The sequence below is a fragment of the Rhodococcus sp. WMMA185 genome (genome assembly GCF_001767395.1).
In the GTDB taxonomy this organism is placed as follows: Bacteria; Actinomycetota; Actinomycetes; order Mycobacteriales; family Mycobacteriaceae; genus Rhodococcus_F.
The window spans coordinates 1,355,085-1,381,929 of the sequence record NZ_CP017014.1 but is presented as its reverse complement, the minus strand read 5'-3'; the positions used below and the strand labels follow the sequence as shown (position 1 = coordinate 1,381,929).

General features: G+C 64.1%; 28 protein-coding genes and 1 pseudogene. 11 read left to right on the top strand and 18 right to left on the bottom strand.

Going from position 1 to position 26,845, the window contains the following annotated elements; all coding sequences use genetic code 11:
- Positions 1-5 precede the first annotated feature (5 nt).
- The gene (gene miaA, locus BFN03_RS06250) at positions 6-935 is read right to left on the bottom strand and encodes a tRNA (adenosine(37)-N6)-dimethylallyltransferase MiaA (RefSeq protein WP_198163400.1); all 930 of its coding nucleotides are present in this window, start codon (positions 933-935) and stop codon (positions 6-8) included.
- Positions 932-1,648 carry a hypothetical protein gene (locus BFN03_RS06245; protein WP_070378286.1) on the bottom strand — a complete coding sequence of 239 codons (717 nt, stop codon included), beginning with the start codon at positions 1,646-1,648 and terminating at the stop codon, positions 932-934. The genes miaA and BFN03_RS06245 overlap by 4 nt, the downstream gene beginning before the upstream one ends.
- Before the next feature lie 206 nt (positions 1,649-1,854).
- On the opposite strand from BFN03_RS06245, the gene BFN03_RS06240 reads away from it, so the two are divergent.
- Positions 1,855-3,234: a DUF349 domain-containing protein gene (locus BFN03_RS06240; protein WP_070380671.1), complete on the top strand. Its 1,380-nt coding sequence runs from the start codon at positions 1,855-1,857 to the stop codon at positions 3,232-3,234.
- A 39-nt stretch (positions 3,235-3,273) separates the two neighbouring features.
- Here BFN03_RS06240 and BFN03_RS06235 read toward each other — a convergent pair whose 3' ends face one another.
- Positions 3,274-3,888, bottom strand: a complete 615-nt coding sequence (locus BFN03_RS06235; protein ID WP_198163398.1) for an Rv2732c family membrane protein — start codon at positions 3,886-3,888, stop codon at positions 3,274-3,276.
- Positions 3,876-5,417: a tRNA (N6-isopentenyl adenosine(37)-C2)-methylthiotransferase MiaB gene (miaB, locus tag BFN03_RS06230; RefSeq protein ID WP_070378285.1), complete on the bottom strand. Its 1,542-nt coding sequence runs from the start codon at positions 5,415-5,417 to the stop codon at positions 3,876-3,878. The genes BFN03_RS06235 and miaB overlap by 13 nt, the downstream gene beginning before the upstream one ends.
- Positions 5,418-5,698: 281 nt before the next feature.
- On the opposite strand from miaB, the gene BFN03_RS06225 reads away from it, so the two are divergent.
- The 5 genes from BFN03_RS06225 (at position 5,699) to BFN03_RS06205 (ending at position 10,155) form a co-directional block, all read left to right on the top strand.
- Positions 5,699-6,535 carry a glutamate ABC transporter substrate-binding protein gene (locus tag BFN03_RS06225; protein WP_070378284.1) on the top strand — a complete coding sequence of 279 codons (837 nt, stop codon included), beginning with the start codon at positions 5,699-5,701 and terminating at the stop codon, positions 6,533-6,535.
- Positions 6,536-6,831: 296 nt separating this feature from the next.
- Positions 6,832-7,560, top strand: a complete 729-nt coding sequence (locus tag BFN03_RS06220; RefSeq protein WP_084385744.1) for an amino acid ABC transporter ATP-binding protein — start codon at positions 6,832-6,834, stop codon at positions 7,558-7,560.
- Positions 7,561-7,659: 99 nt separating this feature from the next.
- The gene (locus tag BFN03_RS06215; RefSeq protein WP_070378282.1) at positions 7,660-8,493 is read left to right on the top strand and encodes a glutamate ABC transporter substrate-binding protein; all 834 of its coding nucleotides are present in this window, start codon (positions 7,660-7,662) and stop codon (positions 8,491-8,493) included.
- A gap of 88 nt (positions 8,494-8,581) precedes the next feature.
- Positions 8,582-9,262: an amino acid ABC transporter permease gene (locus BFN03_RS06210; RefSeq protein WP_070378281.1), complete on the top strand. Its 681-nt coding sequence runs from the start codon at positions 8,582-8,584 to the stop codon at positions 9,260-9,262.
- Positions 9,259-10,155 (top strand): amino acid ABC transporter permease, encoded by an 897-nt coding sequence (locus BFN03_RS06205; protein WP_070378280.1) that lies wholly within the window; start codon positions 9,259-9,261, stop codon positions 10,153-10,155. The genes BFN03_RS06210 and BFN03_RS06205 overlap by 4 nt, the downstream gene beginning before the upstream one ends.
- Before the next feature lie 50 nt (positions 10,156-10,205).
- Here the strand turns inward: BFN03_RS06205 and recX are convergent, their stop codons facing one another.
- From recX to BFN03_RS20580, 7 genes and pseudogenes are all read right to left on the bottom strand, one after another.
- The gene (gene recX, locus BFN03_RS06200; protein ID WP_070378279.1) at positions 10,206-10,721 is read right to left on the bottom strand and encodes a recombination regulator RecX; all 516 of its coding nucleotides are present in this window, start codon (positions 10,719-10,721) and stop codon (positions 10,206-10,208) included.
- Positions 10,722-10,729: 8 nt separating this feature from the next.
- Entirely contained in the window at positions 10,730-11,773 is a 1,044-nt protein-coding gene (recA, locus tag BFN03_RS06195; RefSeq protein WP_070378278.1) for a recombinase RecA, read from the bottom strand.
- Positions 11,774-11,944: 171 nt separating this feature from the next.
- Positions 11,945-12,139, bottom strand: coding sequence for a DUF3046 domain-containing protein (locus tag BFN03_RS20090; RefSeq protein WP_084385516.1), 195 nt, complete (start codon positions 12,137-12,139; stop codon positions 11,945-11,947).
- Between the two features lie 49 nt (positions 12,140-12,188).
- The gene (locus BFN03_RS06185) at positions 12,189-13,337 is read right to left on the bottom strand and encodes a glycosyltransferase (RefSeq protein WP_070378276.1); all 1,149 of its coding nucleotides are present in this window, start codon (positions 13,335-13,337) and stop codon (positions 12,189-12,191) included.
- 42 nt (positions 13,338-13,379) lie between these two features.
- On the bottom strand, positions 13,380-14,924 hold the full coding sequence (locus tag BFN03_RS06180; RefSeq protein ID WP_070378275.1) for a glycerol-3-phosphate dehydrogenase/oxidase: 1,545 nt from the start codon (positions 14,922-14,924) through the stop codon (positions 13,380-13,382).
- Positions 14,921-15,545 (bottom strand): annotated as a pseudogene (locus BFN03_RS06175) (TetR/AcrR family transcriptional regulator). The gene BFN03_RS06180 and the pseudogene BFN03_RS06175 overlap by 4 nt, the downstream one beginning before the upstream one ends.
- A gap of 522 nt (positions 15,546-16,067) precedes the next feature.
- Entirely contained in the window at positions 16,068-16,238 is a 171-nt protein-coding gene (locus tag BFN03_RS20580; RefSeq protein WP_198163397.1) for a hypothetical protein, read from the bottom strand.
- Positions 16,239-16,482: 244 nt separating this feature from the next.
- Here BFN03_RS20580 and BFN03_RS06170 point away from each other — a divergent pair, with 244 nt between their 5' ends.
- From BFN03_RS06170 to BFN03_RS06160, 3 genes are all read left to right on the top strand, one after another.
- Positions 16,483-17,082 carry a biotin transporter BioY gene (locus tag BFN03_RS06170; protein WP_070378273.1) on the top strand — a complete coding sequence of 200 codons (600 nt, stop codon included), beginning with the start codon at positions 16,483-16,485 and terminating at the stop codon, positions 17,080-17,082.
- Positions 17,083-17,183: 101 nt separating this feature from the next.
- Positions 17,184-17,864, top strand: coding sequence for an energy-coupling factor ABC transporter ATP-binding protein (locus BFN03_RS06165; protein WP_070378272.1), 681 nt, complete (start codon positions 17,184-17,186; stop codon positions 17,862-17,864).
- Entirely contained in the window at positions 17,861-18,466 is a 606-nt protein-coding gene (locus tag BFN03_RS06160) for an energy-coupling factor transporter transmembrane component T family protein (RefSeq protein ID WP_070378271.1), read from the top strand. Before BFN03_RS06165 ends, BFN03_RS06160 begins: the two co-directional genes overlap by 4 nt.
- A gap of 2 nt (positions 18,467-18,468) precedes the next feature.
- Here BFN03_RS06160 and pspM read toward each other — a convergent pair whose 3' ends face one another.
- The 5 genes from pspM to pgsA form a co-directional block, all read right to left on the bottom strand.
- Entirely contained in the window at positions 18,469-19,347 is an 879-nt protein-coding gene (gene pspM, locus BFN03_RS06155) for a phage shock envelope stress response protein PspM (RefSeq protein WP_070378270.1), read from the bottom strand.
- 16 nt (positions 19,348-19,363) lie between these two features.
- On the bottom strand, positions 19,364-20,218 hold the full coding sequence (locus BFN03_RS06150; protein ID WP_070378269.1) for a PspA/IM30 family protein: 855 nt from the start codon (positions 20,216-20,218) through the stop codon (positions 19,364-19,366).
- 158 nt (positions 20,219-20,376) lie between these two features.
- Positions 20,377-20,751 (bottom strand): helix-turn-helix domain-containing protein, encoded by a 375-nt coding sequence (locus BFN03_RS06145; protein ID WP_070378268.1) that lies wholly within the window; start codon positions 20,749-20,751, stop codon positions 20,377-20,379.
- Between the two features lie 71 nt (positions 20,752-20,822).
- Positions 20,823-21,323 carry a CinA family protein gene (locus BFN03_RS06140; protein ID WP_070378267.1) on the bottom strand — a complete coding sequence of 167 codons (501 nt, stop codon included), beginning with the start codon at positions 21,321-21,323 and terminating at the stop codon, positions 20,823-20,825.
- Complete coding sequence (gene pgsA, locus BFN03_RS06135; protein ID WP_070378266.1) at positions 21,320-21,982, bottom strand: CDP-diacylglycerol--glycerol-3-phosphate 3-phosphatidyltransferase; 663 nt, start codon at positions 21,980-21,982, stop codon at positions 21,320-21,322. Before pgsA ends, BFN03_RS06140 begins: the two co-directional genes overlap by 4 nt.
- Positions 21,983-22,099: 117 nt before the next feature.
- On the opposite strand from pgsA, the gene BFN03_RS06130 reads away from it, so the two are divergent.
- A complete protein-coding gene (locus BFN03_RS06130; RefSeq protein WP_070380669.1) occupies positions 22,100-22,624 on the top strand; it encodes an amino-acid N-acetyltransferase in 525 nt (174 codons plus the stop codon).
- A 44-nt stretch (positions 22,625-22,668) separates the two neighbouring features.
- Positions 22,669-22,953, top strand: a complete 285-nt coding sequence (locus tag BFN03_RS06125) for a YciI family protein (protein WP_070378265.1) — start codon at positions 22,669-22,671, stop codon at positions 22,951-22,953.
- Between the two features lie 46 nt (positions 22,954-22,999).
- Here the strand turns inward: BFN03_RS06125 and BFN03_RS06120 are convergent, their stop codons facing one another.
- Positions 23,000-23,983: a TerC family protein gene (locus BFN03_RS06120; RefSeq protein ID WP_070378264.1), complete on the bottom strand. Its 984-nt coding sequence runs from the start codon at positions 23,981-23,983 to the stop codon at positions 23,000-23,002.
- 209 nt (positions 23,984-24,192) lie between these two features.
- Positions 24,193-26,835, bottom strand: coding sequence for a DNA translocase FtsK (locus BFN03_RS06115; protein WP_084385515.1), 2,643 nt, complete (start codon positions 26,833-26,835; stop codon positions 24,193-24,195).
- Between the last annotated feature and the right edge of the window lie 10 nt (positions 26,836-26,845).

Below are 26,845 nucleotides of genomic sequence, written 5' to 3'. Positions count from 1 at the left end.
ATGGTTCATCGCTCTCCGAGCATCCGGATGTCGTCGAGTCCTCTGATCACGGTGTTAGCAATGTCGGGGTCGTTTCCGTCCACCCAACGGATGCGGCGATCCCGACGGAACCACGACCGCTGCCGACGCACGTACCGGCGAGTGCCGATGAAGGTGCGCTCCTGCGCCTCGTCGAGATCGTATTCGCCGTCGAACCACGCCAGGACCTGTGCGTAGCCGATCGCCCGAGGGGCAGTCACACCTTCTCGCAAGCCCACGTCGATCAGTCCCCGCACTTCATCGACGAGACCTCGCTCGAACATCAGTCGCGTGCGGAGCCGGAGCCTCTCGTCCAGTTCGGTGCTCTCGCGGTCGACGCCGATGATCCGTGTTCCCCATCGCGGCTCGCCGATGCGCGGCGCGGACGCCGCAAACGGCCGGCCAGTGATCTCCACGACCTCGAGCGCTCTGACCAGGCGCCTCCCGTCGGTCGGGAGGATCGATGCCGCAGCCTCGGGGTCGACACGGCTCAATTCTTCATGCACGGCCGCGACACCCCGCTGCGCGAGAAACGCCTCCCATCGCGCCCGTACGTCCGCGTCGGTGGCGGGGAAACTCCACTCGTCGAGCAGCGACTGGACATACATCATCGATCCGCCGACGATGATTGGCACGGCGCCGCGCTCTGTGATCTCCTCGACATCATGGGCCGCCGCCTGCTGATAATTGGCGACGGTGGCAGTCTGGGTCACGTCGAGCACGTCGAGTTGATGGTGCGGTATCCCGCGCCGCTCTGCGGGGGCGAGTTTTGCAGTGCCGATGTCCATTCCCCGGTACAACTGCATCGCGTCGATATTGACGATCTCACCGCGAAGGCGTTCGGCCAGATCCAGGGCGAGATCAGATTTACCGGTACCGGTGGGGCCGACGACGGCAACAGGCGCAGGCCGCGTCACGGGCGCCACTCCCCGACGTGGTAGCCCACCCCGTACGGGGCCGCGCTGTAGAACGTCCGGCATGAGGATGGTGGAACGCCGAACACACCGGCCAACACCTGCCAGGGAACGCGCCCGCCGATACCGAGTGACGCGCATTCCGAGGGTTCGAGCGCGAGCAGCGTGTCGCGGTCACCGATGTCCAGGGCCGTCTCGATCCTCGCCTGCACACCCCCCGCACGTGGGTCGAACGCACCGGGGGCCCGTGCATCGAGCGTGTTCGCGCCGTCCGCGACGATCATGAGGCCGCGGGGCTTGTGATCGTGGTCGAGGTAAGAACGCAGTTCGGCACCGTACTCGGCGCATTGCTCCGCCGACAGGTCGAACGCCAGTATCCGTGCATCGACGACGGCCGTGGGCGCGCACGTGCCCCGGATCCATCCGGCCGTGAGCGCAGCCAATGGTAGGTCCGGGTCTGGCTCGCGGGCCGAGCCAGGGCGCAGCGCGACCCGCACATCGACGCCGTACCCGCGATAGGTGCCTCGGACATCCGGCTCGATGTCGGCCGCCTCCGACGCCGCCCCGATCGCTACCCAATCGGTTGTGAGCGCGTACAGCGCCTCGGCGGCCGCAGCGACCGCATCTCGTAGAGGAGTCGCCTCTACAGCCGCCGGCCCTGACAGTTCGGGAACCAGAAGCGGCGGCGAAGGCACGAGGATTGCGGCGTTGAACACACCGTCACGCTAGCCGACCGCGCACAAGCGTCCGGCATGCGAATCGGGCATAGCAGCCGATCGGTTGCAAACCAGAGACCCACCGACCTGATTCAATAGCTCATAGGGCCCGTACCGGGTTGAATGGAAACCAGCACCCGTACCGGGTCGTATGGAGTCGATAATGCGTTCAGGCAGCCGTGACGCGCGGCAGAGATGAGGTACCGATGACCGACAGCAGCGACGCGCAGCCCGGCGTGGAGCCTGCCGCTCAGCAGCACGACACGCCGAAGCCCAGCGTCCCGAAACCGAGTGGGCCCGCCAAACCCGGTGTACCCAAGCCCCACCCCACCCCGACGCACGCCCTCTCCGCTCCTCCTGTCCCCGCCGAGAGCGATCCGAGCAAGTTCGGTCGCGTCGACGAAGACGGCACGGCCTGGGTCAAGACCGCGGACGGAGAACGGCAGATCGGCTCGTGGCAGGCCGGCGATGCTGCGGAGGGACTGGCACACTTCGGTCGGCGTTTCGATGATCTCGCGACGGAGGTGGCTCTGCTCGAAGCAAGGCTGAGTTCGGGCGCCGGCGACGCGAAGAAGACGAAGGCGGCAGCGGTCGCGATCGCCGAGTCACTTCCGACCGCCGCGGTGATCGGCGACATCGACTCACTCGCGGCGCGCCTCGATGTCATCATCGTGGAATCGGACGAGGCGGCGGCCCATGCCAAGCATGAGAAGGAACTGTCTCGAAAGGCCCACATCGAACGCAAGGAAGAACTGGCCGCCGAGGCCGAGAAGATCGGCGCCGAGTCGACGCAGTGGAAAGCTGCGGGCGACCGTCTACGAGAGATCCTGGACGAGTGGAAGACCATCCGCGGAATCGATCGCAAAATCGACGATGCGCTGTGGAAGCGGTATTCCAAGGCGCGGGAGGCGTTCAACCGGCGGCGCGGCGCGCACTTTGCCGAACTCGACCGTGAGCGTGCGGCTGCCAAGGCGAGGAAGGAAGAACTTGTCGTCCAGGCCGAGGCGCTATCGAGTTCGACCGATTGGGGTCCCACCGCGGGAGCGTTTCGCGATCTCCTCACCGAGTGGAAGGCGGCCGGTCGCGCTCCACGCGACGCAGACGACGCACTGTGGAAACGGTTCAAGACCGCCCAGGACGTGTTCTTCTCTGCCCGCAATGCGGCCTCCTCCGAGCGTGATGCCGAGTTCGAGGAGAACGCCGTGGCCAAAGAGGCGCTGCTGAAGAGCGCCCAGAACATCGATCCGTCCAAGGACATCGCCGCCGCGAGGGCCGCACTGCGTGACCTCCAGGAGAAGTGGGACGCCATCGGCAAAGTGCCTCGCGAGCGGATGCACGACCTCGAAGGCAAGCTTCGGGCCGTCGAGAAGCGGGTTCACGACGCCGCCGACGAGCAGTGGCGTCGCACCGACCCGGAGGCCATGGCACGCGCTGCGCAGTTCCGGGAACGCGTCGCGCAGTTCGAGGAACAGGCCGCCAAGGCCACGGCGGCGGGTAAGACGAAGGATGCCGAGACTGCACTCGCACAGGCCAAGCAGTGGCGTGAATGGGCCGAGGCTGCGGAGGAGGCCATCAGCGGTCACTAGCGCCACGTACCACGGGCCCGCAGCGGGTCGGGCTCGGCGTCAGCCGACGTTCCAATCGCCGCGCCGCTCCGCTTCCGCGGCTGCGGCGCGGCGTTCTTCTTCGGCCGCCATCTGGAGCGCGGTTCGTCCCCAGACCACCTTCAGCCAGTGGAACGTGAGCACGATGACGACGAGCCAACCGATGATCAGCCCTATTCCGGGACCGGAGGCAACGACTCCCGGTGGCGGTGTCTGCCGCGACCAGATGGCAAGCATCCCGAGCACGATGGACACAGCAGTGCCCGCGAGAGCGATCCAGGCCAGAATCCAACGGCGGGTGACCAGGGCCAACATCGACACGATCACTCCGAACACCACCGCGAACCCGACGAACAGACGCGACGGAAGTGCGATCGACTCGGCGCGCGCCTCGTTGCTGTTCACCAGCACCTCCCACCCGTTCGCGATGCCGGAATGCGGCAACGTCAACGAGCCCAGCAAGATCACGATTGCGACCGCGACCACCAGCGCACGCACGCCCGGGTCGATCTCACCGGCCACTTTCTTCTCGGCGGCGTCGAAGTCTTTTCGGTAATCCTCGATCGGATCGCTCTCGTTACTCGACTTCTCGCCGGGGGTCCGATCGAAGTCGTCCGCGGAGGTCATGCGTTGCATCCAATCTGAGCAGGTAGTTGTGCCGGGGCGCCGATCTTCGGTAGACCGAGTCCTACGCCGATCGGCGGGGTCTTCGGAGTGACGCCCCTATCGAAGGAGTCACCCGCGCGGGTTCGTCGATGTGTCAAGACCGGGGTATCGGCGACGAGGTGGTGAGGCGCCGCAGCGCTGACGACGATCGTGACGACGTCGCCGGGTCGAATGATTCCGTCGAGGTTTCCCTCCGGCCGGAAGTGGACGAGCCTGCCGTCTCGTGCGCGGCCGCTCATTCGGGCTGTCTCTGCGTTCTTCCGGCCCTCGCCGGCGGCGACGAGTAGTTCCACCTCGGCCCCGACGAACTTCCGGTTCTCCTCGAGGGAAATCTCCTCCTGCAACGCAATGAGACGGTCGTACCGTTCTTGAACGACGGCCTTCGGGACCTGCTCGTCCATCTCAGCTGCCGGGGTACCGGGCCGCTTGGAGTACTGGAACGTGAAGGCACTGGTAAATCGCGCCCGGCGGACGACGTCGAGAGTTTCCTGGAAGTCTTCCTCGGTCTCGCCTGGAAAGCCCACGATGATGTCGGTAGTTATCGCCGCGTGCGGCATCGCGGTGCGTACCTTGTCGATGATCCCGAGGAACCGCGACTTCCGGTAGGAGCGGCGCATCGCCTTCAATACTCGGTCCGAACCGGACTGCAGGGGCATGTGCAACTGCGGACACACGTTGGGGGTCGCGGCCATCGCCTCGATGACGTCGTCGGTGAACTCGGCTGGGTGCGGTGACGTGAAACGGACCCGCTCGAGCCCTTCGATGTCCCCGCACGCACGAAGCAGTGCGGCGAACGCACCGCGGTCTCGGGGTTGCTCCGGGTCGGCGAAGGACACCCCGTACGCGTTTACGTTCTGCCCGAGAAGGGTGACCTCGAGGACACCTTCTTTCACCAGTGCCTGGACCTCCGCCAGGATGTCGCCGGGGCGCCGGTCGATTTCCTTGCCGCGCAGTGCGGGCACGATGCAGAACGTGCACGTGTTGTTGCATCCCACGGAAATGGACACCCAACCCGCGTAAGCCGACTCCCGTTTGGCGGGCAAGGTGGAAGGAAATGCCTCGAGCGTGTCGAGGATCTCAACCTCTGCCCGCCGATTGTGGCGTGCTCGATCGAGGAGCACAGGAAGCGACCCGATGTTGTGGGTACCGAACACCACGTCGACCCACGGCGCCTTTTCTACGACGATGTCGCGGTCCTTCTGAGCCAAACAACCACCCACTGCGATCTGCATGTCGGGATTGCGTTCCTTCGCCGGTGCGAGATGACTCAGGTTGCCGTAGAGCTTGTTGTCGGCGTTCTCCCGGACCGCGCACGTGTTGAAGACCACGAGGTCGGGCACCTGTCCTGCGCCTGCCTTCGTGTAGCCCGCGTCTTCGAGCAGACCGGACAGCCGCTCGGAATCGTGCACATTCATCTGGCAGCCGTAGGTACGCACCTCGTAGCTGCGCTGATCATCACCGCGGCTGCGCGGAAAGGGGTTTTCGTCGATCGTGTCCACCTATACAAGGGTACGGCTCGCAACCGACCCACCTCGTCGCGGGCGAGCCGACTTCATCGACATCACCGTGGGTGCACCGTCCGTCGAAACCGGTTTCTGCCTCCGGCCGCCGGAGCATCGCCTCCAGCGGCTCGCTTCCGAGGAACAAATGCGTTACCCAGGAAAGATTTTCAGCCTGCGAAATTCAAGGATTCACCATGTGAAGTTGATGGCAAACCTGTGTAATCGAGCAGCGACTGTGCTAGACACTCCACACCTGTTGTTTCAAATGGAGGATCTGCATGAAGATCAATCGCTCGATTCGTATGGGGATCGGCGTCATGGCGATCGCCGTCGTCGCATCCGCATGCGGCGGTGCTGGTGAGCAGCGCAGCGCTCTACAGAGCGCGTCCGATGGCTCACTTGTCGTCGGCATCAAGTACGACCAGCCCGGGCTCGGGTTGCGCAACCCCGACGGGTCCTTCAGCGGCTTCGACGTCGAGGTCGCCAAGTACGTGGCCGACAAGCTGGGGGTTGCACCCGAGAACATCACGTTCAAGGAGTCCCCGTCGGCTCAGCGCGAGACGCTGATCGAGAACGGTGAAGTCGACTTCGTCGCCGCCACCTACTCGATCACCGATGCACGCAAGGAATCGGTCGACTTCGCCGGACCGTACTTCGTCGCCGGGCAGTCACTCCTGGTGAAGTCCGACAATGCGGACATCACCGGCCCCGAGTCGCTCAACGACGGTAAGAAGCTGTGCTCGGTTTCCGGCTCCACGCCTGCGCAGACGGTCAAGGACAAGTACGCGCATGACGTCCAGCTCCAGGAGTTCGACACGTACTCCGCATGTGTCGAGGCGCTGCGCAACGGCGCAGTCGACGCCGTGACCACCGACGACATCATCCTCGCCGGGTACGCCGCCCAATACCCGGGCGAACTGAAAGTTGTCGGCGAACCCTTCACCGAGGAGCGATACGGGATCGGCGTCGCGAAGGGCGATGCAGAGGCCCGGAGCCAGATCAACGACGCCATCGACGAGATGATCGCGGACGGCTCATGGGAGCGTGCGTTCAACGACACCGTCGGTGCATCGGGCTACCAGCTCCCGACGCCCCCGACCGTCGATCGGTACTGAGACCGTCGATCGGTAGCGAGCCACTCACGTGTCCGGGCCGGACGGTTCCCCTCGAGGGCGCCGCCCGGCCCGGATCCACAGCGGAATCGCTGGTCAGGAGATCAGATCATGCAACTGGCGGCCTTCGATGAATCGCCTCGTCACGGACGACATGATCTGATTAGGACACAAGTCCCACACGTCTCGGCCACTTTACCGGTCCAGGTAGAACGTCCTGCTGTCTAGACATACAATCATCAACTATGACGCATGCCGACGACGCGACGCCGACCCTACTCAAAGGCGAGGCACCGTCGATGATCTCGATGAAATCCGTAAACAAACACTACGGTGCCCTACACGTGCTGCAGGAGATCGACCTCGAGGTTCCTGCCGGACAGGTAGTGATCGTTCTCGGACCATCCGGATCCGGCAAGTCGACACTCTGCCGGACGATCAACCGCCTCGAGCCCATCGATTCCGGCACCATCGCAGTCGACGGCAAGGTGTTGCCCGCGGAGGGTAAGGCTCTGGCAGCCCTACGAGCCGACGTGGGGATGGTATTTCAGTCGTTCAACCTCTTCGCGCACAAGACGATCCTCGAGAACGTGATGCTCGCACCCATGAAGGTGCGGAAGAAGAGCAGCGCGGACGCGAAAACGACGGCCCTCGAGTTGCTCGAACGTGTCGGCATCGCCAACCAGGCGGACAAGTACCCGGCGCAATTGTCGGGTGGGCAGCAGCAAAGAGTTGCAATCGCACGTGCCCTCGCCATGAACCCCAAGGTCATGTTGTTCGACGAGCCCACATCAGCACTCGACCCGGAAATGGTCAACGAGGTATTGGACGTCATGACCTCGCTTGCCAAGGAAGGAATGACAATGCTTGTGGTCACGCACGAAATGGGCTTCGCCCGGAAGGCCGGCGACCGCGTACTCTTCATGGCCGATGGCCAGGTCGTAGAGGATACCGATCCCAACACCTTCTTCACCGCCCCGACCTCCGAACGGGCCAAGGACTTCCTCGGCAAAATTCTCAGTCATTGATCGCCTGAGCATCGTCCGCTGCTCGTGCCAGTCGATATAGGTGCTCTTCGCTTCCACTGTGCCAGACACTGAAGACCGGCATTCAACCGAAGGAGCAGAATGCAGATCCATCGCTCAGTTCGATTAGGAATCGGGGTCATGGCACTCGCCGTTGTTGCATCCGCGTGCGGCGGGAGTGGACCGAAGAGTGCCGTCGAGAGCGCGGCCGACGGACACCTCACCATCGGCATCAAGTACGACCAGCCCGGGCTCGGGCTGCGAAATCCTGATGGCTCCTTCACCGGCTTCGACGTCGAGGTCGCCAAGTATGTGGCCGACAAACTGGGTGTGTCACCCGAGAACATCACGTTCAAGGAGGCCCCGTCGGCTCAGCGCGAGACGCTGATCGAGAACGGCGAGGTCGACTACGTAGCTGCGACCTATTCGATTACCGATTCCCGCAAGCAGAAGGTCGACTTCGCGGGACCGTACTTCATAGCCGGACAGTCACTCCTGGTGCAGTCCGACAACACCGACATCACCGGCCCCACCTCGCTCAACGATGGTAAGAAGCTGTGCTCGGTTACCGGCTCTGCACCTGCGCAGACGGTCAAGGATCGGTACGCCCGGGACGTCCAGCTCCAGGAGTTCGACACGTACTCCGCATGCGTCGAGGCGCTACGCAACGGTGCAGTCGACGCCGTCACCACCGACGACATCATCCTCGCCGGGTACGCCGCGCGCTACCCGGGCGAACTGAAAGTTGTCGGCGAGCCCTTCACCGAGGAGCCGTATGGGATCGGCCTCGCTAAGACCGACGACGAGTCCCGTGCCAAGATCAACGATGCCATCGACGAGATGATCGCGGACGGCTCATGGGAACGTGCGTTCAACGACACCGTCGGCGCATCGGGCTACCAGATCCCTACGCCGCCGACCGTCGATCGGTACTGAGCCACTCACACATCCGGCCGGACGGTTCCCTCGGGGCCGCCCGGCCCGGTTCGAGACGAACCACCACCAGAGACCTGGGAGACGGTAAGTGTACTTACTGAGCAAATACGGCGATCAACTGATCAGCGCGTTCTGGACGACGGTGCAACTCACCGTGTTCTCGGCCGTCGGCGCACTGATCATCGGCACCGTTCTGGCCGGCATGAGGGTGTCGCCGATCCCAATTGCACGCGGTATCGGAGCTGCGTATGTAACCATCTTCCGCAACACTCCGCTGACGCTGATCGTCATCTTCGCCTCCTTCGGCCTCTTCCAAACGTTGGGCGTCAAGCTCGCCCCTGAAGAGTCGCCCACCTTCTTCGCACAAAACAACTTCAGACTGGCCGTGCTCGGACTCAGTGTCTATACAGCGGCCTTCGTGTGCGAATCGCTCCGTGCCGGGATCAACACCGTGCATTTCGGTCAGGCAGAGGCGGGCCGGTCACTGGGACTCACGTTCACCCAGAATCTGCGACTGATCGTGTTACCGCAGGCTTTCCGCGCCGTCACCGCACCGCTCGGTAGTGTTCTGATCGCCCTGACCAAGAACACGACGATCGCCTCGGTGATCGGCGTCGCGGAGGCGTCGCTTTTGATGAAGGAAATGATCGAGAACGAGGCCGCCATCTTCGTCATCGGTGGAATCTTCGCGCTCGGGTTCGTAATCCTGACCCTGCCGATGGGTCTTCTGTTCGGGTACCTGAGCAAGCGATTCGAGGTTGCACGATGAGTAATTCAGCCACCGTCCTTTACGACGCACCTGGACCGAAGGCCAAGAGGCTCTACCACCTGACTTCCGTCGTCGTCGTCGCTCTCATGGTGGGCGCCGGCTACCTCGTGTACACGGCACTCGACGACAAGGGCCAGCTGACATCCGAGAAATGGAGTCCGTTCATCGAGTCCACGTCGTGGACCACCTATCTCCTTCCCGGTATCCGCGGCACGCTCATCGCTGCCGCCGCGTCGATTCTGCTCGCGCTCATCTTCGGTGTGATCCTCGGCATCGGACGATTGTCGGATCACCGGCCGATACGCTGGATCGCCGGAGTGATCGTCGAATTGTTCCGCGCCATCCCGGTGCTGATCCTGATGATTTTCTCCTACCAACTGTTCGCGGCGTACAACGTGTTCCAATCGGCGTACCTCGCGCTCGCGGCGGTCATCGTGAGCCTGACGCTGTACAACGGCGCGGTTATCGCGGAGATCGTGCGGTCGGGCATCAACTCGCTCCCGAAGGGGCAGAGTGAGGCCGCGATGGCGCTGGGTATGCGCAAGAGCCAGATCATGGCGACGATCTTGCTGCCACAGGCAATCACGGCGATGCTGCCCGCGATCATCTCGCAAATGGTGGTGGCACTGAAGGACTCCGCCCTCGGTTACCTCATCGGGTATGTAGAGGTGGTGCGGTCGGGACAGCAGATCGGCGCCTACTACGGCAACTACCTTCCGTCCCTCATCGTCGTGGCCATCATCATGATCATCATCAACTCGACACTGACCGTAGTGGCGACCCGGGTGGAGAAGCGCTTACGAGCGGGCAAGAGAACCGCAGAGGCGGAAGCAAACCTTCCCGATCTTGCCGACGTGTCGGTTCCGGGTATGGACATCACAGACAAGAAGTAGGCACGGACACAGCGATCGGCCGGTACCGAACGGGTACCGGCCGATCGTGGTCAGGGCTCGTCAAACATGCCGTCGGCTTCCGCACCGGCGCGGTCGAGTTGTTCCTTGACCACCTCGAACGCCACGCTCTGGGGAAACCCGCGGCGCGCCAGCATGGATACCAACCTTCTCGCCGCCCGGTCACGGTCATCCACCGACATCGTGCGCAGCTTCTTCGCGACCAACTCCGAAGCCCGCTGCCGCTCATCGTCGACGTCGATCTGAGCGAGCGCCTCGGTGGCATCTTCTCGACCGATACCCTTGCGGCGCAATTCCATTGCAAGCGCACGCTTCCCCTTGCCGGAGTACGTGTGCCGCGAGCGCACCCACTGCCGGGCAAAGTCCGCGTCGTCGATCAGTCCGACCTCGCTCAACCGGTCGAGAACACGCTCGGTGACGTCTGCCGAGTAACCCTTCTGGGCCAGACGCTCGGCCAATTCCGCTCTGGTTCGAGCGCGATCAGTCAACAAACGTAGGCACAAGTCCTTGGCCTGCGTCTCCGATCCGCCGCCCACCGAAGGACGCACGCTGCACCCTAGAATTCGGCGGAGGCTGCGTCGTCTGCGGCAGCAGTGACGTCAGCACCGATTCCGAGCTTCTCCTTGATCTTCTTCTCGATCTCGTCCCTGATGTCGGTGTTCTCCAACAGGAACTTGCGGGCATTCTCCTTGCCCTGCCCCAATTGGTCGCCTTCATAGGTGTACCAGGAACCGGACTTGCGGATGAACCCTTGCTCGACCCCCATGTCGATCAGCGACGCTTCCTTGCTGATCCCCTGACCGTAGAGAATGTCGAACTCCGCCTGCTTGAACGGCGGGGCGACCTTGTTCTTGACCACCTTCACGCGGGTACGGTTGCCCACCGCGTCGGTGCCGTCCTTCAAGGTCTCGATGCGCCGAACATCCAGGCGCACAGACGAGTAGAACTTCAACGCCTTACCACCCGTGGTGGTCTCGGGGGAACCGAACATGACGCCGATCTTCTCGCGTAGCTGGTTGATGAAGATAGCCGTGGTGCCGGAGTTACTGAGGGCACCGGTCATCTTACGCAGCGCCTGACTCATCAGTCGTGCCTGCAGACCCACGTGACTGTCGCCCATCTCGCCTTCGATCTCGGCGCGCGGGACGAGAGCGGCGACCGAGTCCACCACGAGGATGTCGAGGGCACCGGAGCGGATCAGCATATCGGCAATCTCGAGTGCCTGCTCACCGGTGTCAGGCTGCGACACAAGCAAGGCGTCGGTATCAACACCGAGTTTCTTGGCGTAGTCCGGGTCGAGGGCGTGTTCGGCATCGATGAAGGCCGCGATACCGCCGTTCGCCTGGGCGTTGGCGACCGCATGCAACGCCACGGTGGTCTTACCCGATGATTCCGGGCCGTAGATCTCGATGACGCGTCCGCGGGGTAGCCCTCCGATACCGAGAGCGACGTCCAACGCGATGGAGCCGGTCGGGATGACAGCGACGGGTTGACGCACACCTTCGCCCAAGCGCATCACCGAGCCCTTGCCGAAGTTCTTGTCGATCTGCGCCAGCGCGAGGTCCAGCGCCTTGTCACGATCGGGTGCCTGTGGTGCCATCGTCGTCCCCATTCTCGAGTCTCATCAGCGATCTTGCAGTCAGGTTAGATCCGGGTACCGACAAGAACCGTGACCGCCGAACATCTCCAGCATAGGGGAACATGTGTTCGATTTGCGTATCGGGCCGTTCGACACGCCGGATTGGTTCCTTCGCTGCCCCGCGGTGAACCTCTATCGGCGCTGAGCCGGGACGTCGAACTCATTGCAGAGTTCTCGCCAGACCTCGCGAGGCTCCTGACCATCCTCGATGGCTTGGGCTGCGGTTTTACCGCCCAGGCCGAGCAGCACATGGTCGACGAGAAGTGCATCGCCGCGGATCTGCCCGAACTCTTCGCGGACGAGTTGATGAAATAGGGTCAGTCGCACACGCCCACGCTAGCCGAAACCACGTCGGCGAAACTGCCCGGCCACACCCTCACCGCAGTGCATCGCGGCACACCTCCAACGGATCCGCGACGCCCTCCACGCTCCGCGCGGCCCGTTGCGCGGCCTCGGCGTAGGAACCGCCGGCGAGCACCCGTTGAACTGCTTCGCACAGCGCATCCGCAGTCAGGGGACGCACCACCACGGCACTCCCCTGCCTGGCAGCCCGGTTCGCTAGCTCCCACTGGTCACCGCCACCGGGAATCACAACGGCCGGAACGCCCGCCAGCAATGCCTTGGCCAGCATGCCGTGCCCACCACCGCAGACAACCACGGAGGCTTCGCGCAGCATCGCGTCCTGGCGCCCGAGACCCGCTCGTGCCCATGCCGGAACGGTCGCCGGCGCTCCGTCGAGAAGCGACGCGATCACCCGGACGCGAGCCCCTTCGAGCCCGGTCAGCACCGTCTCGAGCATGCCCTCCGCACCCGTGAACGCCGTCGAGGGTGCGACCATGACGAGCGGATCGTCGCCATCCGGGGGAGGCAGTACCTCATTCGTGGGCTCCCACAGCAAGGGCCCCACCAGATGCGCTTCGGCGGGCCAGTCGGGTCTGGGCACCTCGAGCGCCGGAAGGGTCGCGATCAAGCGGCGCACCGGCCCCGGATCCTTCGCCGGCAATCCGACCCCGATACGCGCTTCGGAGCGTTGTCGCTCCCCCTTGCGGATCGACCGTCCCGTCGCCGCACGCATCAGCGCGTCCCGGAGTCGGCCCCGAACGCCTTCCCCGGGCGCGAGTCCACTTCCGATGGGCGGCAATCCCTTCGACGCCGAATACAGCGGGTGAGGAGACAGTTCGACCCACGGAATCCCGAGCCGCTCAGCGGCCATCCCCCCGCCCGCAGTGATGACGTCGGAAACCACGAGGTCCGGTCTCAGCGCGCGGAGGTCGGGCAACATCTGGGTGGAGATGTGCGCCGCCCGCGCGTGAATACGAGCACCGGCGTCGAGGTCGTCATCCGTCGAGCGAGGGGCGAGACCCCGTAGCAACTCCGCGGAGACTCCGGCCGCCCGGGCGGCCTGGACCCAGCGGTCACCTGTGAACAGGACCGGATCATCTCCGGCCTCGTTGAACGCCAGGCACAACGCAATGGCCGGGAAGGCATGTCCGGGATCGGGCCCGGCGACGACGGCGACTCGCACGACCCTCAGGGTGTCACAGTCTCTCTGGCACCCCCATCTGTGTCACCCCATTTCGAACGCCGAGGCGGCAACGCTCGAGGCACGCTCACGATCGGCAGGGACGAGTCCGATCCGCGTACGCCGGTCGAGGATGTCGTCGACGTCGAGCGCACCTTCGTGTGTTGCCGCGAACTCGAGCTCGGCGCGGCTCACATCCAGCCCCTCGGCGATCGGCGCCAGCATGTCCGGGGCAGCGGCGGCGAGCAACGCTGCTTCCGTTCCGTAGCGAGCCAGCAGTGTCGGCGGCGCAGCGACCTTCCGCAACGCCTCGGGTGCCGCGGCGCCCACCAGTGGGAGCGTCTTCGTCCGGCACGGACCTGCTTCCAGCCCGGACACTTTCACGGCCGCGTCGACCGCGTCCTCCGCCATCTTTCGATAGGTGGTCAGTTTGCCACCGACCACGCTGACGAGATCGGTGCCGGAACGGAGAATCGCGTGGTTGCGAGACAGGTCTGCGGTGGATCCGTCACCGGTATCGAGCAAGGGGCGCAATCCTGCGAACGTACCGAGGATGTCCGAGCGCTCGAGCGGCACTTCGAGCGCGGTGTTGACCGTGGCGAGAAGGAAGTCGATCTCCTGGTCCGATGCGGTCGGGACGTCCGGAACGGGTCCCGGCGCCGCCTCGTCAGTGAGTCCCAGGTAAACGCGGCCCAACTGTGCGGGCAGCGCGAAGACGAAACGATTGGTCTCGCCCGGGATGGGTACCGTCAGGGCTGCGGTCGGGTTGCCGAGCTTCTCGGCAGGAAGTACGAGATGGGTGCCACGGCTCGGCCGGAGTGTGATCTCGGGATCGATCTCCCCCGACCACACACCTGCTGCATTGACCACGGCGCGTGCTTTGATCGCCATCTCCGATCCGGTCAGTTCGTCGCGAAGCGTTGCCGACGTTCCGGTGACGTTGTAGGCGCCGGTGCGGGTGAGGATCTTGGCGCCGTGCAATGCGGCGGTACGAGCGATAGCGACGACGAGCCTCGAATCATCGATCAACTGTCCGTCGAACGCCAACAGGCCACCGCGCAGACCCTGACGCCGGACTGCGGGGGCCAGTTCGACCACCCGATCTGCCCGGACCGTTCGAGACCTCGGCAAGACCGTCGACGAGGTCCGCGCGCTCGCACGAAGGAAATCACCGGCGAGGAAACCCGCACGGACGAGGGACTTGCTGAACAAAGTCGTGGACTCAAGGACAGGGACGAGTTGTGGCAGCGCGCGGACGAGGTGGGGGGCCGTACGGGTCATCAGGATTCCGCGTTCGACCGCGCTCTCCCGGGCGATACCGACGTTGCCGGTTGCCAGGTAGCGCAGACCGCCGTGGGCGAGCTTCGAACTCCACCGGCTGGTCCCGAAGGCGAGGTCGTGCTTTTCTGCGAGGACGACGTTCAATCCCCGGGACGCCGCATCGAGCGCAACGCCGACGCCGGTGATTCCACCACCGATCACCAGTAGGTCGACTGTATCGCCGCTCGACAACTCGTCGAGTTCGCGCGCTCTGCGGGCGGCGTTGAGCGCCGACGAACTGTTGACGGACGGAGTGTTGGAGTTGTTCACCGATCTCCCCTAAGTTTGCGGGTGGTTGTCGGGTGCCAGGTAGGCCCCGATGGCATTGCGGACTTGTCGTGTGAGCGATCGGCCGGGGATTTCCTCCGCCACCATCGCCCCGGACTGGACCGCGGATTGGGCGATGAGCAGGACCATAACGGCGATATGGCGCGAGTCACCGGATCGTATCGACCCCTGCTGCTGACCCGCCGACACCGCGTGCGCGACTCGTTCGATGATCACCTTCTGGCTGGTGCCGAGTCGCTCGAGGATGTAGGGGGTGAAGAGTTCTTGATCCGATTGGAGAATCTTCACGAAGAGCGCGTGCTCGCGCATCTTGGTGGACACTTCGACCACAGCCTCAACCAACTGGCGATGAAGGGATTCATCCGACGAAAATGCAGGAATCGCGGCGGCGATCTCGCGAGTCAAGAGGTCGGTGACAACCGCCCTCGTGTCTGCCCAGCGCCGGTACACGGTCGGCCGGCTGACGCCCGCTCGACGAGCAACCTCAGCCAGAGTGGTGCGACGGAGCCCGAAATCGAGAATGCATGAGCGCGCGGCATCGAGAATCGCGTCCTCGACGCTCGGCGAGCCACCTTCGCGTGACACAACATTACGAATAGACATTGTGTGTAACACCGTAATGCATAGCGCACCGGAGAGCGCCGGGCCGACGCGCGAATCACAGCGAGGCGCCGTTCGGCACCGCCAGCGTTCGTTCGAGGAGCCCAGCTGTTCGGAGATCCGGAGAGGCGATGCGCCGAGAAGGTGAGCAGGCGGGATGCCTGGATATTGTCGGCGACCAACCATGAGCGCGAAGAGGGGTTTCGGATATTTACGGCGTTCCGTCCGCGGCAGAGTTAATTGCCGGACAGAATGCCGTGGGACCGTTCCATCTGCGCTGCTCTGCGGACTGCTGACCTGCGGCGCTTACCTGGCCCTTCCCGATCGGGAAGGGCCTTCCGAACTTCGATCGATTCGACCGGGCCCACACCCCGAGCCAGATCACTGGGTGTTGGGAAGCTGCCGCAGGCAGCCCCTCGCCCGGCCTGGGCGCGTGCCACTCGGGGCCGATCACCGCCTGTGGACCTCGCTGCATCACGCCTGCTGTTCGGCTCCATGGAGCTGAGGAAGGCTCCATGAGTTGATTCAGCGCACGCTCGACTTGTTTCCGGATCCGGTCATCGCCTTGAACAGTAGGTACAGACCGAACACCACGGCACCGACCAGAAGGATCGAGAACAGTGCCTTGGTGAGTGCACCGACGACGGCGAGCGCGAACCAGATCACCACGATCGCCAGCAGAATCTTCCAAAGCACGACTGCCTCCTCCTCATCTCCCCGATCAGATCCTCGCCTGACACGTCGTCGGCTCGAGTTATCGGGTGCTCACACCAGCCTTCCACGCCGGCTCGCGCAAAGCACGAGGCCACGGCAAAAATCAGGAAAAGATCAGGGTTCTCCCCCAGACCGTTTGACCCAGATGACCAGCCCGTGAAGTGATGCTTGTCTCCTGACGTAAACTCGGCGGGTTCAGCCAAGCACGAAGAGGAGCACCCCAACCGTGTCGTCGACATCCCCGCTCTCTGCACGCGGCCTTGCCCACGTCGCGGTCTTCGCGGCGTTGATCGTGGCGCTGGGCTTGCCCGGAACAATCAACATCGGCAGTTCCGGTGTCCCGATCACCTTGCAGACGCTGGGCGTCATGCTCGCCGGCGCACTACTCGGCCCCCGAAAAGGAGTGCTTGCGGTAGTGACCGTTGTAGCGCTGGGGCTCGTGCTCCCGGTGCTCGCAGGCGGGCGCACCACACTCACGTCGCTGGCCGGGCCCACAGCGGGATTCCTCATCGGGTGGATACCCGCAGCCGCCGTCATCGGCTGGCTGACGTTCCGGCTCCTGCCCCGCTACCGGGTCGTCCCCGGGATCGCGATCAACATCTTCGGCGGAATCGTCATCCTGTACGCCTTCGGCCTGGTCGGGCTGATGATGCGGGCGGACCTCACGCTGTGGCAGGCCGTTACGGCGAACGCCACATTCGTTCCGGGAGATGTGATCAAGGCGGTCATCGCCGCACTCGTGGCTTCGCAGGTCCATCGGGCCTACCCCGCACTGTCGAGTGACACTGCCAGCGCCTTTCGCACGGCCAAGGCCGAGATTCGCTAGGAGGTCGGCGGCAATGAGCGACCAGCGGCAATGGGTAGCGGGCGACCAGCGGCAATGGGTAGCGGGCGACCAGCGGCAATGGGTAGCGGGCAACCAGCGCGATGAGTGACATCCAGTTCCGCGGCGTCCGGCACGCCTACGGCGAGCGAACAGTTCTCGAGGATATCGACCTGACCCTCGACGAGCATCGAATCGGAATCGTCGGAGCGAACGGCGGGGGCAAGTCGACGCTGGCCCGCATGATCAACGGGCTTGTCGTACCGTCGGAAGGCACGGTGACCGTCGACGGCCTCGACACCGCCCGACGCGGCCGACAGGTGCGAAATAAGGTGGGCTTCGTCTTCACCGACCCCAACCATCAGATCATCATGCCCACGGTGGCCGAGGACGTCGGATTCTCCCTTCGCCGGACCTCCCTGAACAAGGCCGCCCGCGCCGATCGTGTCACCCGGGTACTCGAACAGTTCGGGCTTGCCGACCACGCGGACCATCCGACCCACCTGCTCTCTGGCGGGCAGAAGCAACTCCTCGCCCTTGCCGCGGTAATGGTCACCGAACCAGAGGTGCTGGTCGCCGACGAGCCGACCACCCTGCTCGATCTCCGCAATGCCCGCATCGTCGCCGAGAGATTCGAACAGCTGCCCCAGCAAGCGATCGTCGTGACCCACCACCTCGAGTTTCTCGACTCGTTCGACCGGGTGCTCGTTGTAGACGAAGGACGGGTCGCGGCGGACGGAGCACCGAGCACGTCGATCGATTTCTACCGGAATCTGGTTCGATGAGCAGCCTCGGGCTCTACCACCCCGGCAACACGGCCTTGCACCGACTCGGCGCCGGTCCGAAGGTCGTCGCCCTCGTCGCGGGCATCGTCGCCCTGACCGTCCTCGTCCGCGAGCCCTGGCATCTCGTGCCCGCTGCGCTGATTCTGGTGGGCGCGTACGCCGCTGCGCGGATTCCGATCCGCGCGGCGGCATCGCAGCTGCGCCCACTGCTGTGGATGCTGATCGTGATCGGCGTGTTCCAGGTGGTGTTCAGTGGATGGGTGCGCGCCGTCATCGTGTGCGGCACGATCCTACTGTCGGTGGCAGCCGCGGCCCTGCTCAGCCTGACGACTCGGGTCACCGACATGCTCGACGCAATCACGACCGCCGCGAGGCCGCTGCGCCGGCTCGGCGTGAACCCGGACCGCGTCGCGCTGGTGCTGGCCATGACCATCCGCTGCATTCCCCTGATGTCCGGAATCGTCCGGCGCGTCGAGGAGGCGCGGAAATCACGGGGACTCGGATTTTCCCTGCGGGCACTGGCTGTACCCGTGGTCGTGAGCACGCTGATGACAGCCGACGCCATGGGTGAAGCACTCGCCGCCCGCGGCGTCGACGACTGACGTCAGCGGTATCTGCGGACTATGTCGTCGATCTCACCGAGTGCCGCAGCCAGTCCGGAGAGTTTCTCCGTGGCCGACACGAGTTCGGCTTGCACGTGGGCTAGCCCACCGATATCACCAGTGGCGAGCCCACCGACATCACCAGCGGCGAGCCCAGCGACATCGCCTGGCGCTCTCGGAGCGGCGACTTCGGCGGCTGCGGCAACGAACTTCTCGAACTGTCCTACACCGTCATCGAGTTGCCCTGCCGCGGACTCGATTGCACGACTCAAGGACTCGGATGCCGCCCTGCCACCGCTTGTGGCATTCTCCATCGCGGTGATATCGACGGCCACCGCCTCGAGAACCTGCGCGGCGGAGCGGGCCGTCGAATCGATGTCCTCGATGCTCTCGGCATCAACCGCTCCCGCGCGTGAGAGCACGCCGAGTACGCCGTAGAGAGCTCGCTCACTACGCACGAGTCGTTCCATCGGCTCCCGGGCAACCGATGCCGGATCCGGAAGCGCACGACGTGCCGGAAGACCCGGGGGCAACGTCACCGAGTCGAGTCTGCGCCAACTGCCGACGGCGATCACCGCGGGAACCGCGAAAACCACTGCGCCCCCACCTGCCATGAGCATCGACCACTCCGGTGCGGATAGCAGGGCGAGACCTATGAGTCCGATGACGGATAGCCCCGACAAGACACCGAAGCGACGGGCGCGCCGCCGCGCCCGTCGCTTCTTTCGCAGTAAACGTTCCCGCGGATCACGCCACCGCAGAGCCGCATCCGCGACGGACTCCCCGGCCTCGCGAAGCGTGTGCGCCGCGCCTAGCAGCCCGGACGCGAAAGTGGCCGACCGGACCGTGCGTCCGGGTCGGCCGCCTCGGGTGGAACTCATACGATCACGTGTTCGACTACTGACCCGAGGTGCCGGTCTGCTCCGCAGAGGGGGTGCCGGTCTGTTCCGCGGTAGGTGGCTGCTTGTCGAGGGAGGACTTCGCCGGCGTCGCCGCCGAATCAGCGGCGCCGCTGGACGGCAACGCTTCGCCCTTCATCGAGGCGCGGATCTGTTCGAGACGGCTGTGACCGGCCATTTGGACACTCGCCTGCTGGACCTCCATCATTCGACCCGAGACCGAGTTCTGCGCCAGTTCGGCCGAGCCGAGCGCGTCCGCGTAACGGCGTTCGATCTTGTCGCGCACGGCATCGAGGCTGGGCGTGTTGCCCGGCGCGGCCAGTGTGCTGTCCATCGTCCGAAGAGACTCGCTGACGCGTTCCTGCATCTTGGCCTGCTCGAGTTGGCTGAGCAGCTTCGTACGTTCGGCGACTTTCGACTGCAAGGCCATAGCATTCTGCTCGACAGCCTTCTTCGCCTGCGCGGCGGCCTGGAGCGATTGATCGTGCAGCGCCTTGAGGTCTTCAACGCCCTGCTCTGCGGTGACAAGTTGCGCGGCGAACGCCTCCGCCGCGTTGGTGTACTGGACGGCCTTCTCGGTATCGCCCGCGGCCTGCGCCTGATCCGCCAGGTTGACGGCCTGCCGTGCGTTGGCGTTGAGCTTCTCGACCTCGTCGAGTTGGCGGCTGAGCTTCATTTCGAGTTGACGCTGGTTACCGATAACCGACGCAGCCTGCTGAGACAGGGCCTGGTGCTGACGCTGCGCATCCTCGATCGCCTGCTGAATCTGAACCTTGGGGTCAGCCTTCTCATCGATCTTGGAATTGAAAAGCGCCATCAGGTACTTCCATCCCTTGACGAAAGGATTAGCCATTGGTGTGATCCTGCCTCCATCTGTTTCGCCGCGCTGTGCGCGACCCGGTGCGCGACCGTCACGCACCGAAACAGGGGCTACGGGCCCCCTAACCGTCTGACCACCTAGTGAAGCACTCGGCTGTTAACAAGAAATCTATCGGTTCAGCGCGCGTGGTGCTACGCGGCAGCCAATGCCTGGGCCGGAGGTGCGGGGATGACCACCCTCGTGTCTCGGGCAATGCTCGTCGAACTCGTTCCCACGCCGGTGGGAGCCTCTGTGGCCGCGGCACGCTCGGTGTCCCCACCCTTGACCGAAGACCCATCGGTCATCGATTCGCTGACGTCGACCAGCACGTCGGAGAGCGGAACCTCGAGCGCCTCGCAAATGGCCGCCAGAAGTTCGCTCGAGGCTTCCTTGCGCCCCCGCTCGATCTCGGACAGATATCCGAGGCTCACACGAGCGCTGCTGCTGACCTCACGCAGGGTCCGGCTCTGTGAAACGCGCGTGCGCCGCAGACTGTCACCTATTGCCTCCCGCAATAGCAGCGCCATCTCGCTCCTCCTTCATCCGTCACCTGTCTCGCTTATCTCAACGCGCGAACAGGACCGATTGGTTCCCGACCTTATCCTGCGGACGATTCCTGCACACGACCGAGGAGTTCCGACACGGCAACAGAAACCGCGGACTTGCGAATCGTCCACCTGTCGCCAGCCAACCCGAACTCCCTCACCCAGGTTCCCGAGACCCCCGAAAGGCCGAGGAACACCGTTCCCACCCGGTGCCCGTCCTGTGTGTCCGGGCCCGCGACACCGGTCAACCCGATACCCCAGTCTGCGCCGCATTGCTGCCGCGCTCCCTCGGCGAGTGCACGCGCAGTAGACATCGCCACCGGGCCGTCCTGCGCCAGCTGCCCACGGTCGACTCCGCCGAGAGTCGATTTGAGATCAGTAGCGTAGACCACAAGCCCACCGCGGAGTACGGCGCTGGCTCCGGGAATCCCGGCAATGGTCGCGGCAAGCAATCCTGCGGTCAGCGATTCCGCGGTGGCTACGGTCTCCCCGCGCTCCGCGAGCACGGCGACCAGTTCACCGGCCCGAGTTCCCTCCGCCAGCGGGTCGGTCACGCTGCCGTACTCGCGTTCGCCTCAACTTTGTGCACCCCGGCCCACAAGCGCACCGCCTGCACGACGTAATCCAGCCCGGTCACCACCGTCAGCAGCACCGCGGCACCCATCAGAATCCAGCCGACCGTTTCGAACCCGCCCGACAGCGGCAGTAGATAGAAACCGATCGCAACCGACTGAACGAGCGTCTTGAGCTTGCCGCCGCGTCCGGCGGGAATGACCGCATGCCTCAGGACCGCGAACCTGAGCAGCGTGATGCCCAGTTCGCGTGCCGCGATTACCGCAGTCACCCACCACGGCAGGTCACCGAGGATCGACAGTCCTACCAGTGCCGCACCGATCAGCGCCTTGTCTGCTATCGGATCGGCGAGCTTGCCGAAATTGGTAACCAGGCCGTACTTGCGGGCGAGTTGTCCGTCTATCCGATCGGTAATGGCCGCGACCGCGAATACGCCGGCTGCAACCAGGCGCCAGGTGGTCGTATGGCCGTCGCCAACGAACAGCACCACCAAGAAGACCGGGACCAAGACGATCCGGAGGATCGTGAGAATGTTCGCAATATTCAGGAGCGGTACGGTCGACTCGCCCATCGGCTCGATGGGGTGATCCGGGGTCGCTACATCGTCCGTGGCCGTCCAGTCCTCGCGTTGCGCGCTCATCGGCACACCCCGGCATCGAACTGCGTCCCTACGAGGAGCGGGGAGTGGGGTGAATTCGTACGTCGTACCGGCACGTGCCCAAGAATATCGGTAAGGCCGTTGGCTAATGTGCACGACATGACCCCTCGGACGCCGAATACCGCCGACAACCAGTTGATCGTGCGGCGAGCACGAACCTCCGACGTTCCCGGGATCAAGCGGTTGATAGACATCTACGCCGGAAGAATCCTTCTCGAAAAGAACCTCGTCACCCTCTACGAATCCGTGCAAGAGTTCTGGGTAGCCGAGCAGGGCGACGCCCTTATCGGTTGTGGCGCAATGCATGTGCTATGGGCCGACCTCGGTGAAGTGCGCACGATCGCAGTCGATCCCGCTGCCAAGGGCCGGGGCGTGGGCCACTCCCTGGTCGCAAAGCTGATCGAGGTCGCGAGGCAACTCGACCTCCAGCGCCTGTTCGTCCTTACCTTCGAGGTCGACTTCTTCGGCAGCCACGGATTCGTCGAAATCGACGGCACCCCGGTAACGGCAGAGGTGTATGCCGAAATGTGCCGTTCTTACGACACCGGTGTCGCCGAGTTCCTCGACCTGAGTTATGTCAAGCCGAACACGCTCGGCAACACCCGAATGCTCCTCACCCTCTGATCTTCCCTAGTGTTCGAAAAAACCCCTCACCAGAGAGCAGGACCATGTCCCTTTTCGTAGTGGAGTACACCTACTCGGCCGACACGGCGGACGGGCGGGACACGCACCGCCCCGCCCACCGCAAATGGCTCGGCGATCTTGCAGAGCGGCGGACCGTCGTGTCGTCCGGGCCGTTCGCCGACGGCAGCGGGGCGTTCATCATCGTCGATGCCGCCGATGCCAAGACCGTAGAGCTGCTCTTCAGCCACGACCCCTTTGCGCGTAACGATCTCATCGCGACCAAACGGATCGTCGAGTGGATTCCGGTAATAGGCGAACTCAGCTCCTGAGTCACCCCTGCACCAGACCCCGTCTTGGAGTACTTCCCGCGGTGTCCTACCGGGCCGGCTCCGTGTTCCGTGTCTTGACCAGGCTGGCGACCGTGGTCACCACCAGCACGCCGATGATGACGACGAGCGACATTGCTGTCGACAACTCCGGCACCGCGACGCTCTCGCCGCCGTTCACGAAGCCCAGTGTGTTCTCGTGCAAAGCGTGCAGGAGTAGCTTGACGCCGATGAACGCGAGGATGACCGACAGACCGTAAGACAGATACACCAGGCGCTCGAGCAATCCACCGATCAGGAAGTACAACTGCCGAAGACCCATCAGCGCGAACGCGTTGGCAGTGAAGACCAGATACGGCTCCTGGGTGAGCCCGTAGATCGCGGGAATCGAGTCGAGCGCGAAAATGAGGTCGGTGAATCCGATTGCGATGAGCGCGAGCAACAACGGGGTCACCATGCGCTTGCCGTCTACCCGTGTGACGAGTTTGTCACCGTCATAGGTCTCGGTGGTGGGAAGGATCTTCTTTGCGAAGGAGATTATCTTGGTGTCGCGTTCTACCTCCGCCTCCTTCTCACGGCCGTGGTTACGAATCAGCGTGTACGCGGTGTAGATGAGGAAGGCACCGAAAAGGTAGAACACCCAACTGTATGCACTGATCGCGGCGGCACCGATCGCAATGAAGATCCCGCGCATCACAAGCGCCATCACGATACCGATCAGCAGCACCTTCTGCTGATATTCACGGGGCACAGCGAACGTTCCCATGATGATGACGAAGACGAACAGGTTATCGACCGACAGCGCCTTCTCCGTGACGTACCCGGCGAAATACTCCCCGGCGTAATCAGCGCCCCAGATCCAGATCACGAGAAGGCCGAAGAAGATGGCGAGGGCGATATACACAGTCGACCAGAATGCGGACTCTCGGAACGAAGGGGCATGGGGCGTGCGCACATGCGCGAAGAAGTCGAACACGAATAGTCCGAGGATCACCACACAGGTGATGACCCAGACGAGCGGTGACAGGTGCATGAAATATGACCTCCGGCGGACCTTGTCGGTACCGGAGGTCTCTCCCGCCGTGCCGGAGCAACAGTCCGGACGACCGACAGCGCCGGATCGGCAACGGTGCTGATCGTGTTGACGATGCTGTCGCAGAGGTGGGGATACTCCCCTCCAATTTGCCCACTATTGAACCACAACAACCGCGATTCACACATTTCGCGCACCGACGCAACGGCTCAGTCCTGGTCGGGCGGCGCCTCGTTCGGATCGCCGCCGCGAATCGACCACAGCAGTCCGTCCAGTTCATCGGGCTTGATCAGCACCTCACGTGCCTTGGATCCCTCACTGGGCCCCACCACTCCCCTGGTCTCCATCAGGTCCATCAAACGACCAGCCTTCGCGAAGCCCACCCGAAGCTTTCGCTGCAGCATCGATGTCGATCCGAACTGACTGGAAACGACGAGTTCCACCGCTTGCAACAACACGTCCATGTCGTCACCGATGTCGGGGTCGACGTCCTTCTTCTCGCCAACCTTGGCCGCGGTTACACCTTCGGTGTATTCCGGTTCGGCCTGGTTCTTCGTGAAGTCGACGACGGCCGCGATCTCCTCATCGGTGATGAATGCACCCTGCATGCGAGTCGGCTTACCCGCTCCCATCGGCAGGAACAGCCCGTCACCCTTACCGATCAACTTCTCGGCGCCGGGTTGGTCGAGGATGACCCGAGAGTCGGTAAGCGAGGACGTCGCGAATGCAAGCCGCGACGGCACGTTGGTCTTGATCAGACCGGTCACCACGTCGACCGACGGCCTCTGCGTGGCCAGAACCAGGTGAATGCCGGCGGCACGCGCCTTCTGGGTGATTCGCACGATCGCGTCCTCGACATCGCGGGGCGCAGTCATCATGAGGTCCGCGAGTTCGTCGACGATGGCGAGGATGTACGGGTAGGGCCGATACACGCGTTCGCTACCGAGCGGCGCAGTGATCTCGCCGGACCTTACCTTCGAATTGAAATCGTCGATGTGGCGCACCCGGTTGACCTGCATGTCCTGGTAGCGCTGTTCCATCTCCTCCACCAGCCAGGCCAGGGCAGCAGCAGCCTTCTTCGGCTGCGTGATGATCGGGGTGATGAGGTGCGGAATGCCCTCGTAGGGAGTTAATTCCACCATCTTAGGGTCGATGAGGATCATTCGGACTTCCTCGGGAGTCGCGCGGGAGAGGAGCGACACCAGCATCGAGTTGACGAAGCTCGACTTACCGGAACCGGTCGAACCTGCAACGAGCAGGTGCGGCATCTTCGAGAGATTCGCGCTGACGAAATCGCCCTCAATACCCTTACCGAGGCCAATGACCAGCGGGTGGTGGTCCTTGCGAGTGGATGGCGCGGTGAGCACATCCGCGAGGCGGACCACTTCCCTGTCGGAATTCGGCACCTCGATACCGACTGCCGACTTGCCCGGAATCGGCGCGAGCAGGCGTACGTTGTCGGTCGCAACCGCGTACGCGATGTTTCGGGCGAGCGCCGTAATCTTCTCGACCTTCACACCCGGCCCGAGTTCGACCTCGTAGCGGGTGACCGTCGGGCCACGGGTGAATCCGGTGACCGCAGCGTCGATCTTGAACTGCTCGAGGACCTCGGTGATCGCCTCGATCATCGCGTCGTTGGCGGAACTGCGCTTCTTCGGCGGATCGCCCTCGATGAGCAGCGAGGCGGGCGGCAGGATGTAGTCGCCGTCCACGACTCGATCCGTGACGAACTTCTCCACGTCCGATGACGTTTCGGCTTCGGGCTCCTGCTTGGTGGCAGCCGCGGGTGCGGCCTTGGCACGCGCCCGTCGCTTGGACGGAGCAGGAGCCGGGGCGGGTTCGCCGCCAGGCTCGTCGCCGAACAGCGGTAGCACCTCCGTCTTCGCGGTGGAGCTGACTTCGTATTCGTCCGTGGGATAGTTGTCGGCCGGAGCCCCCCTGCCACTGGTCTGGTAGTCGTCGACCGGGTAACCGTCGGCGTCGAACAGTGTGGGGTCGCCGTCCCCATCTGCGTACGGTCGGTCGTCATGGTGTCCGCCGTCGTAGTCGGCGTAGTACTCCTTGCCGAACGACGTCCCGAAGTACTCCTGCAACTTGCCCGGCACCTCGCGGATCGTCGTCCCGGTCAGCAGCAGGACACCGAACAGTCCGGCCATCAGCAACAACGGTGTAGCGAGCCACACGGTCACACCGTCGGTCAGCGGACCACCGGCCGCATAGCCGACGAAACCCGCTCCGCGTGCGCGACTCGCCGCATCCGTCGAGGCCCCGGATGCAATGTGCCAGAGTCCGAGCGCGGGCAGAGCCACCAGCAGCGAGCCGAGGACGAGCCTCGGGCGGATCTCCGGTTTGGGCTCGGTTCGCATGAGGATCACCGCGACAGCTACGCCGATCAGAGGAAGCACACCCGTGGCCCCACCGACGACGGCAGACACACCGGTTTCGATCCACTCGCCGACCGGGCCGCCCGCAGAAAACCACACCCTTCCCGCGACGACCGCGCTGATCGCGATGAGTCCTAGCGCGATTCCATCGCGCCGATGCCCGTGCTCGATCTCGGTGGCCTTGCCGACCGTGCGCGTGGTCGCGCCGACGCCTCTGGCCATCAATGACCAACCGGCACCGATCCCGCGCCCAAGCGACTTCAGGGGGCCGGAAGTGGAAGACTTCTTCGCCGCCGGCCGCCTGACGCTCTTACGGGAGCTTCCGCGCGGTGACGCGGACTTCCTCGGCGTGCTGACCGTCCGAGTCGTGCGTGATCTCGGCTTGGAGGACGTCGACCCCTTTCGCACGCCCGTCCTCGCCCTGGACGTCGTCGTGCTTGTACCCCGGGTGCTCGACTTTCCTGCCATGCCCCTCAGG

Bases quoted from the DNA above. Each gene is read 5' to 3' on its own strand.
- BFN03_RS06130 (WP_070380669.1), top strand. From the start codon at position 22,100: ATGACCCCTCGGACGCCGAATACCGCCGACAACCAGTTGATCGTGCGG.
- BFN03_RS06160 (WP_070378271.1), top strand. From the start codon at position 17,861: ATGAGCAGCCTCGGGCTCTACCACCCCGGCAACACGGCCTTGCACCGA.
- pgsA (WP_070378266.1), bottom strand. From the start codon at position 21,982: ATGAGCGCGCAACGCGAGGACTGGACGGCCACGGACGATGTAGCGACC.
- BFN03_RS06165 (WP_070378272.1), top strand. From the start codon at position 17,184: ATGAGTGACATCCAGTTCCGCGGCGTCCGGCACGCCTACGGCGAGCGA.
- BFN03_RS06220 (WP_084385744.1), top strand. From the start codon at position 6,832: ATGATCTCGATGAAATCCGTAAACAAACACTACGGTGCCCTACACGTG.
- pspM (WP_070378270.1), bottom strand. From the start codon at position 19,347: ATGAGTTCCACCCGAGGCGGCCGACCCGGACGCACGGTCCGGTCGGCC.
- BFN03_RS06225 (WP_070378284.1), top strand. From the start codon at position 5,699: ATGAAGATCAATCGCTCGATTCGTATGGGGATCGGCGTCATGGCGATC.
- BFN03_RS06235 (WP_198163398.1), bottom strand. From the start codon at position 3,888: ATGCAACGCATGACCTCCGCGGACGACTTCGATCGGACCCCCGGCGAG.
- recA (WP_070378278.1), bottom strand. From the start codon at position 11,773: ATGGCACCACAGGCACCCGATCGTGACAAGGCGCTGGACCTCGCGCTG.
- BFN03_RS06215 (WP_070378282.1), top strand. From the start codon at position 7,660: ATGCAGATCCATCGCTCAGTTCGATTAGGAATCGGGGTCATGGCACTC.
- BFN03_RS06145 (WP_070378268.1), bottom strand. From the start codon at position 20,751: ATGGCGCTGCTATTGCGGGAGGCAATAGGTGACAGTCTGCGGCGCACG.
- BFN03_RS06115 (WP_084385515.1), bottom strand. From the start codon at position 26,835: ATGGCAGGAAAGTCGAGCACCCGGGGTACAAGCACGACGACGTCCAGG.
- BFN03_RS06120 (WP_070378264.1), bottom strand. From the start codon at position 23,983: ATGCACCTGTCACCGCTCGTCTGGGTCATCACCTGTGTGGTGATCCTC.
- BFN03_RS06125 (WP_070378265.1), top strand. From the start codon at position 22,669: ATGTCCCTTTTCGTAGTGGAGTACACCTACTCGGCCGACACGGCGGAC.
- BFN03_RS06240 (WP_070380671.1), top strand. From the start codon at position 1,855: ATGACCGACAGCAGCGACGCGCAGCCCGGCGTGGAGCCTGCCGCTCAG.
- BFN03_RS06205 (WP_070378280.1), top strand. From the start codon at position 9,259: ATGAGTAATTCAGCCACCGTCCTTTACGACGCACCTGGACCGAAGGCC.
- BFN03_RS06150 (WP_070378269.1), bottom strand. From the start codon at position 20,218: ATGGCTAATCCTTTCGTCAAGGGATGGAAGTACCTGATGGCGCTTTTC.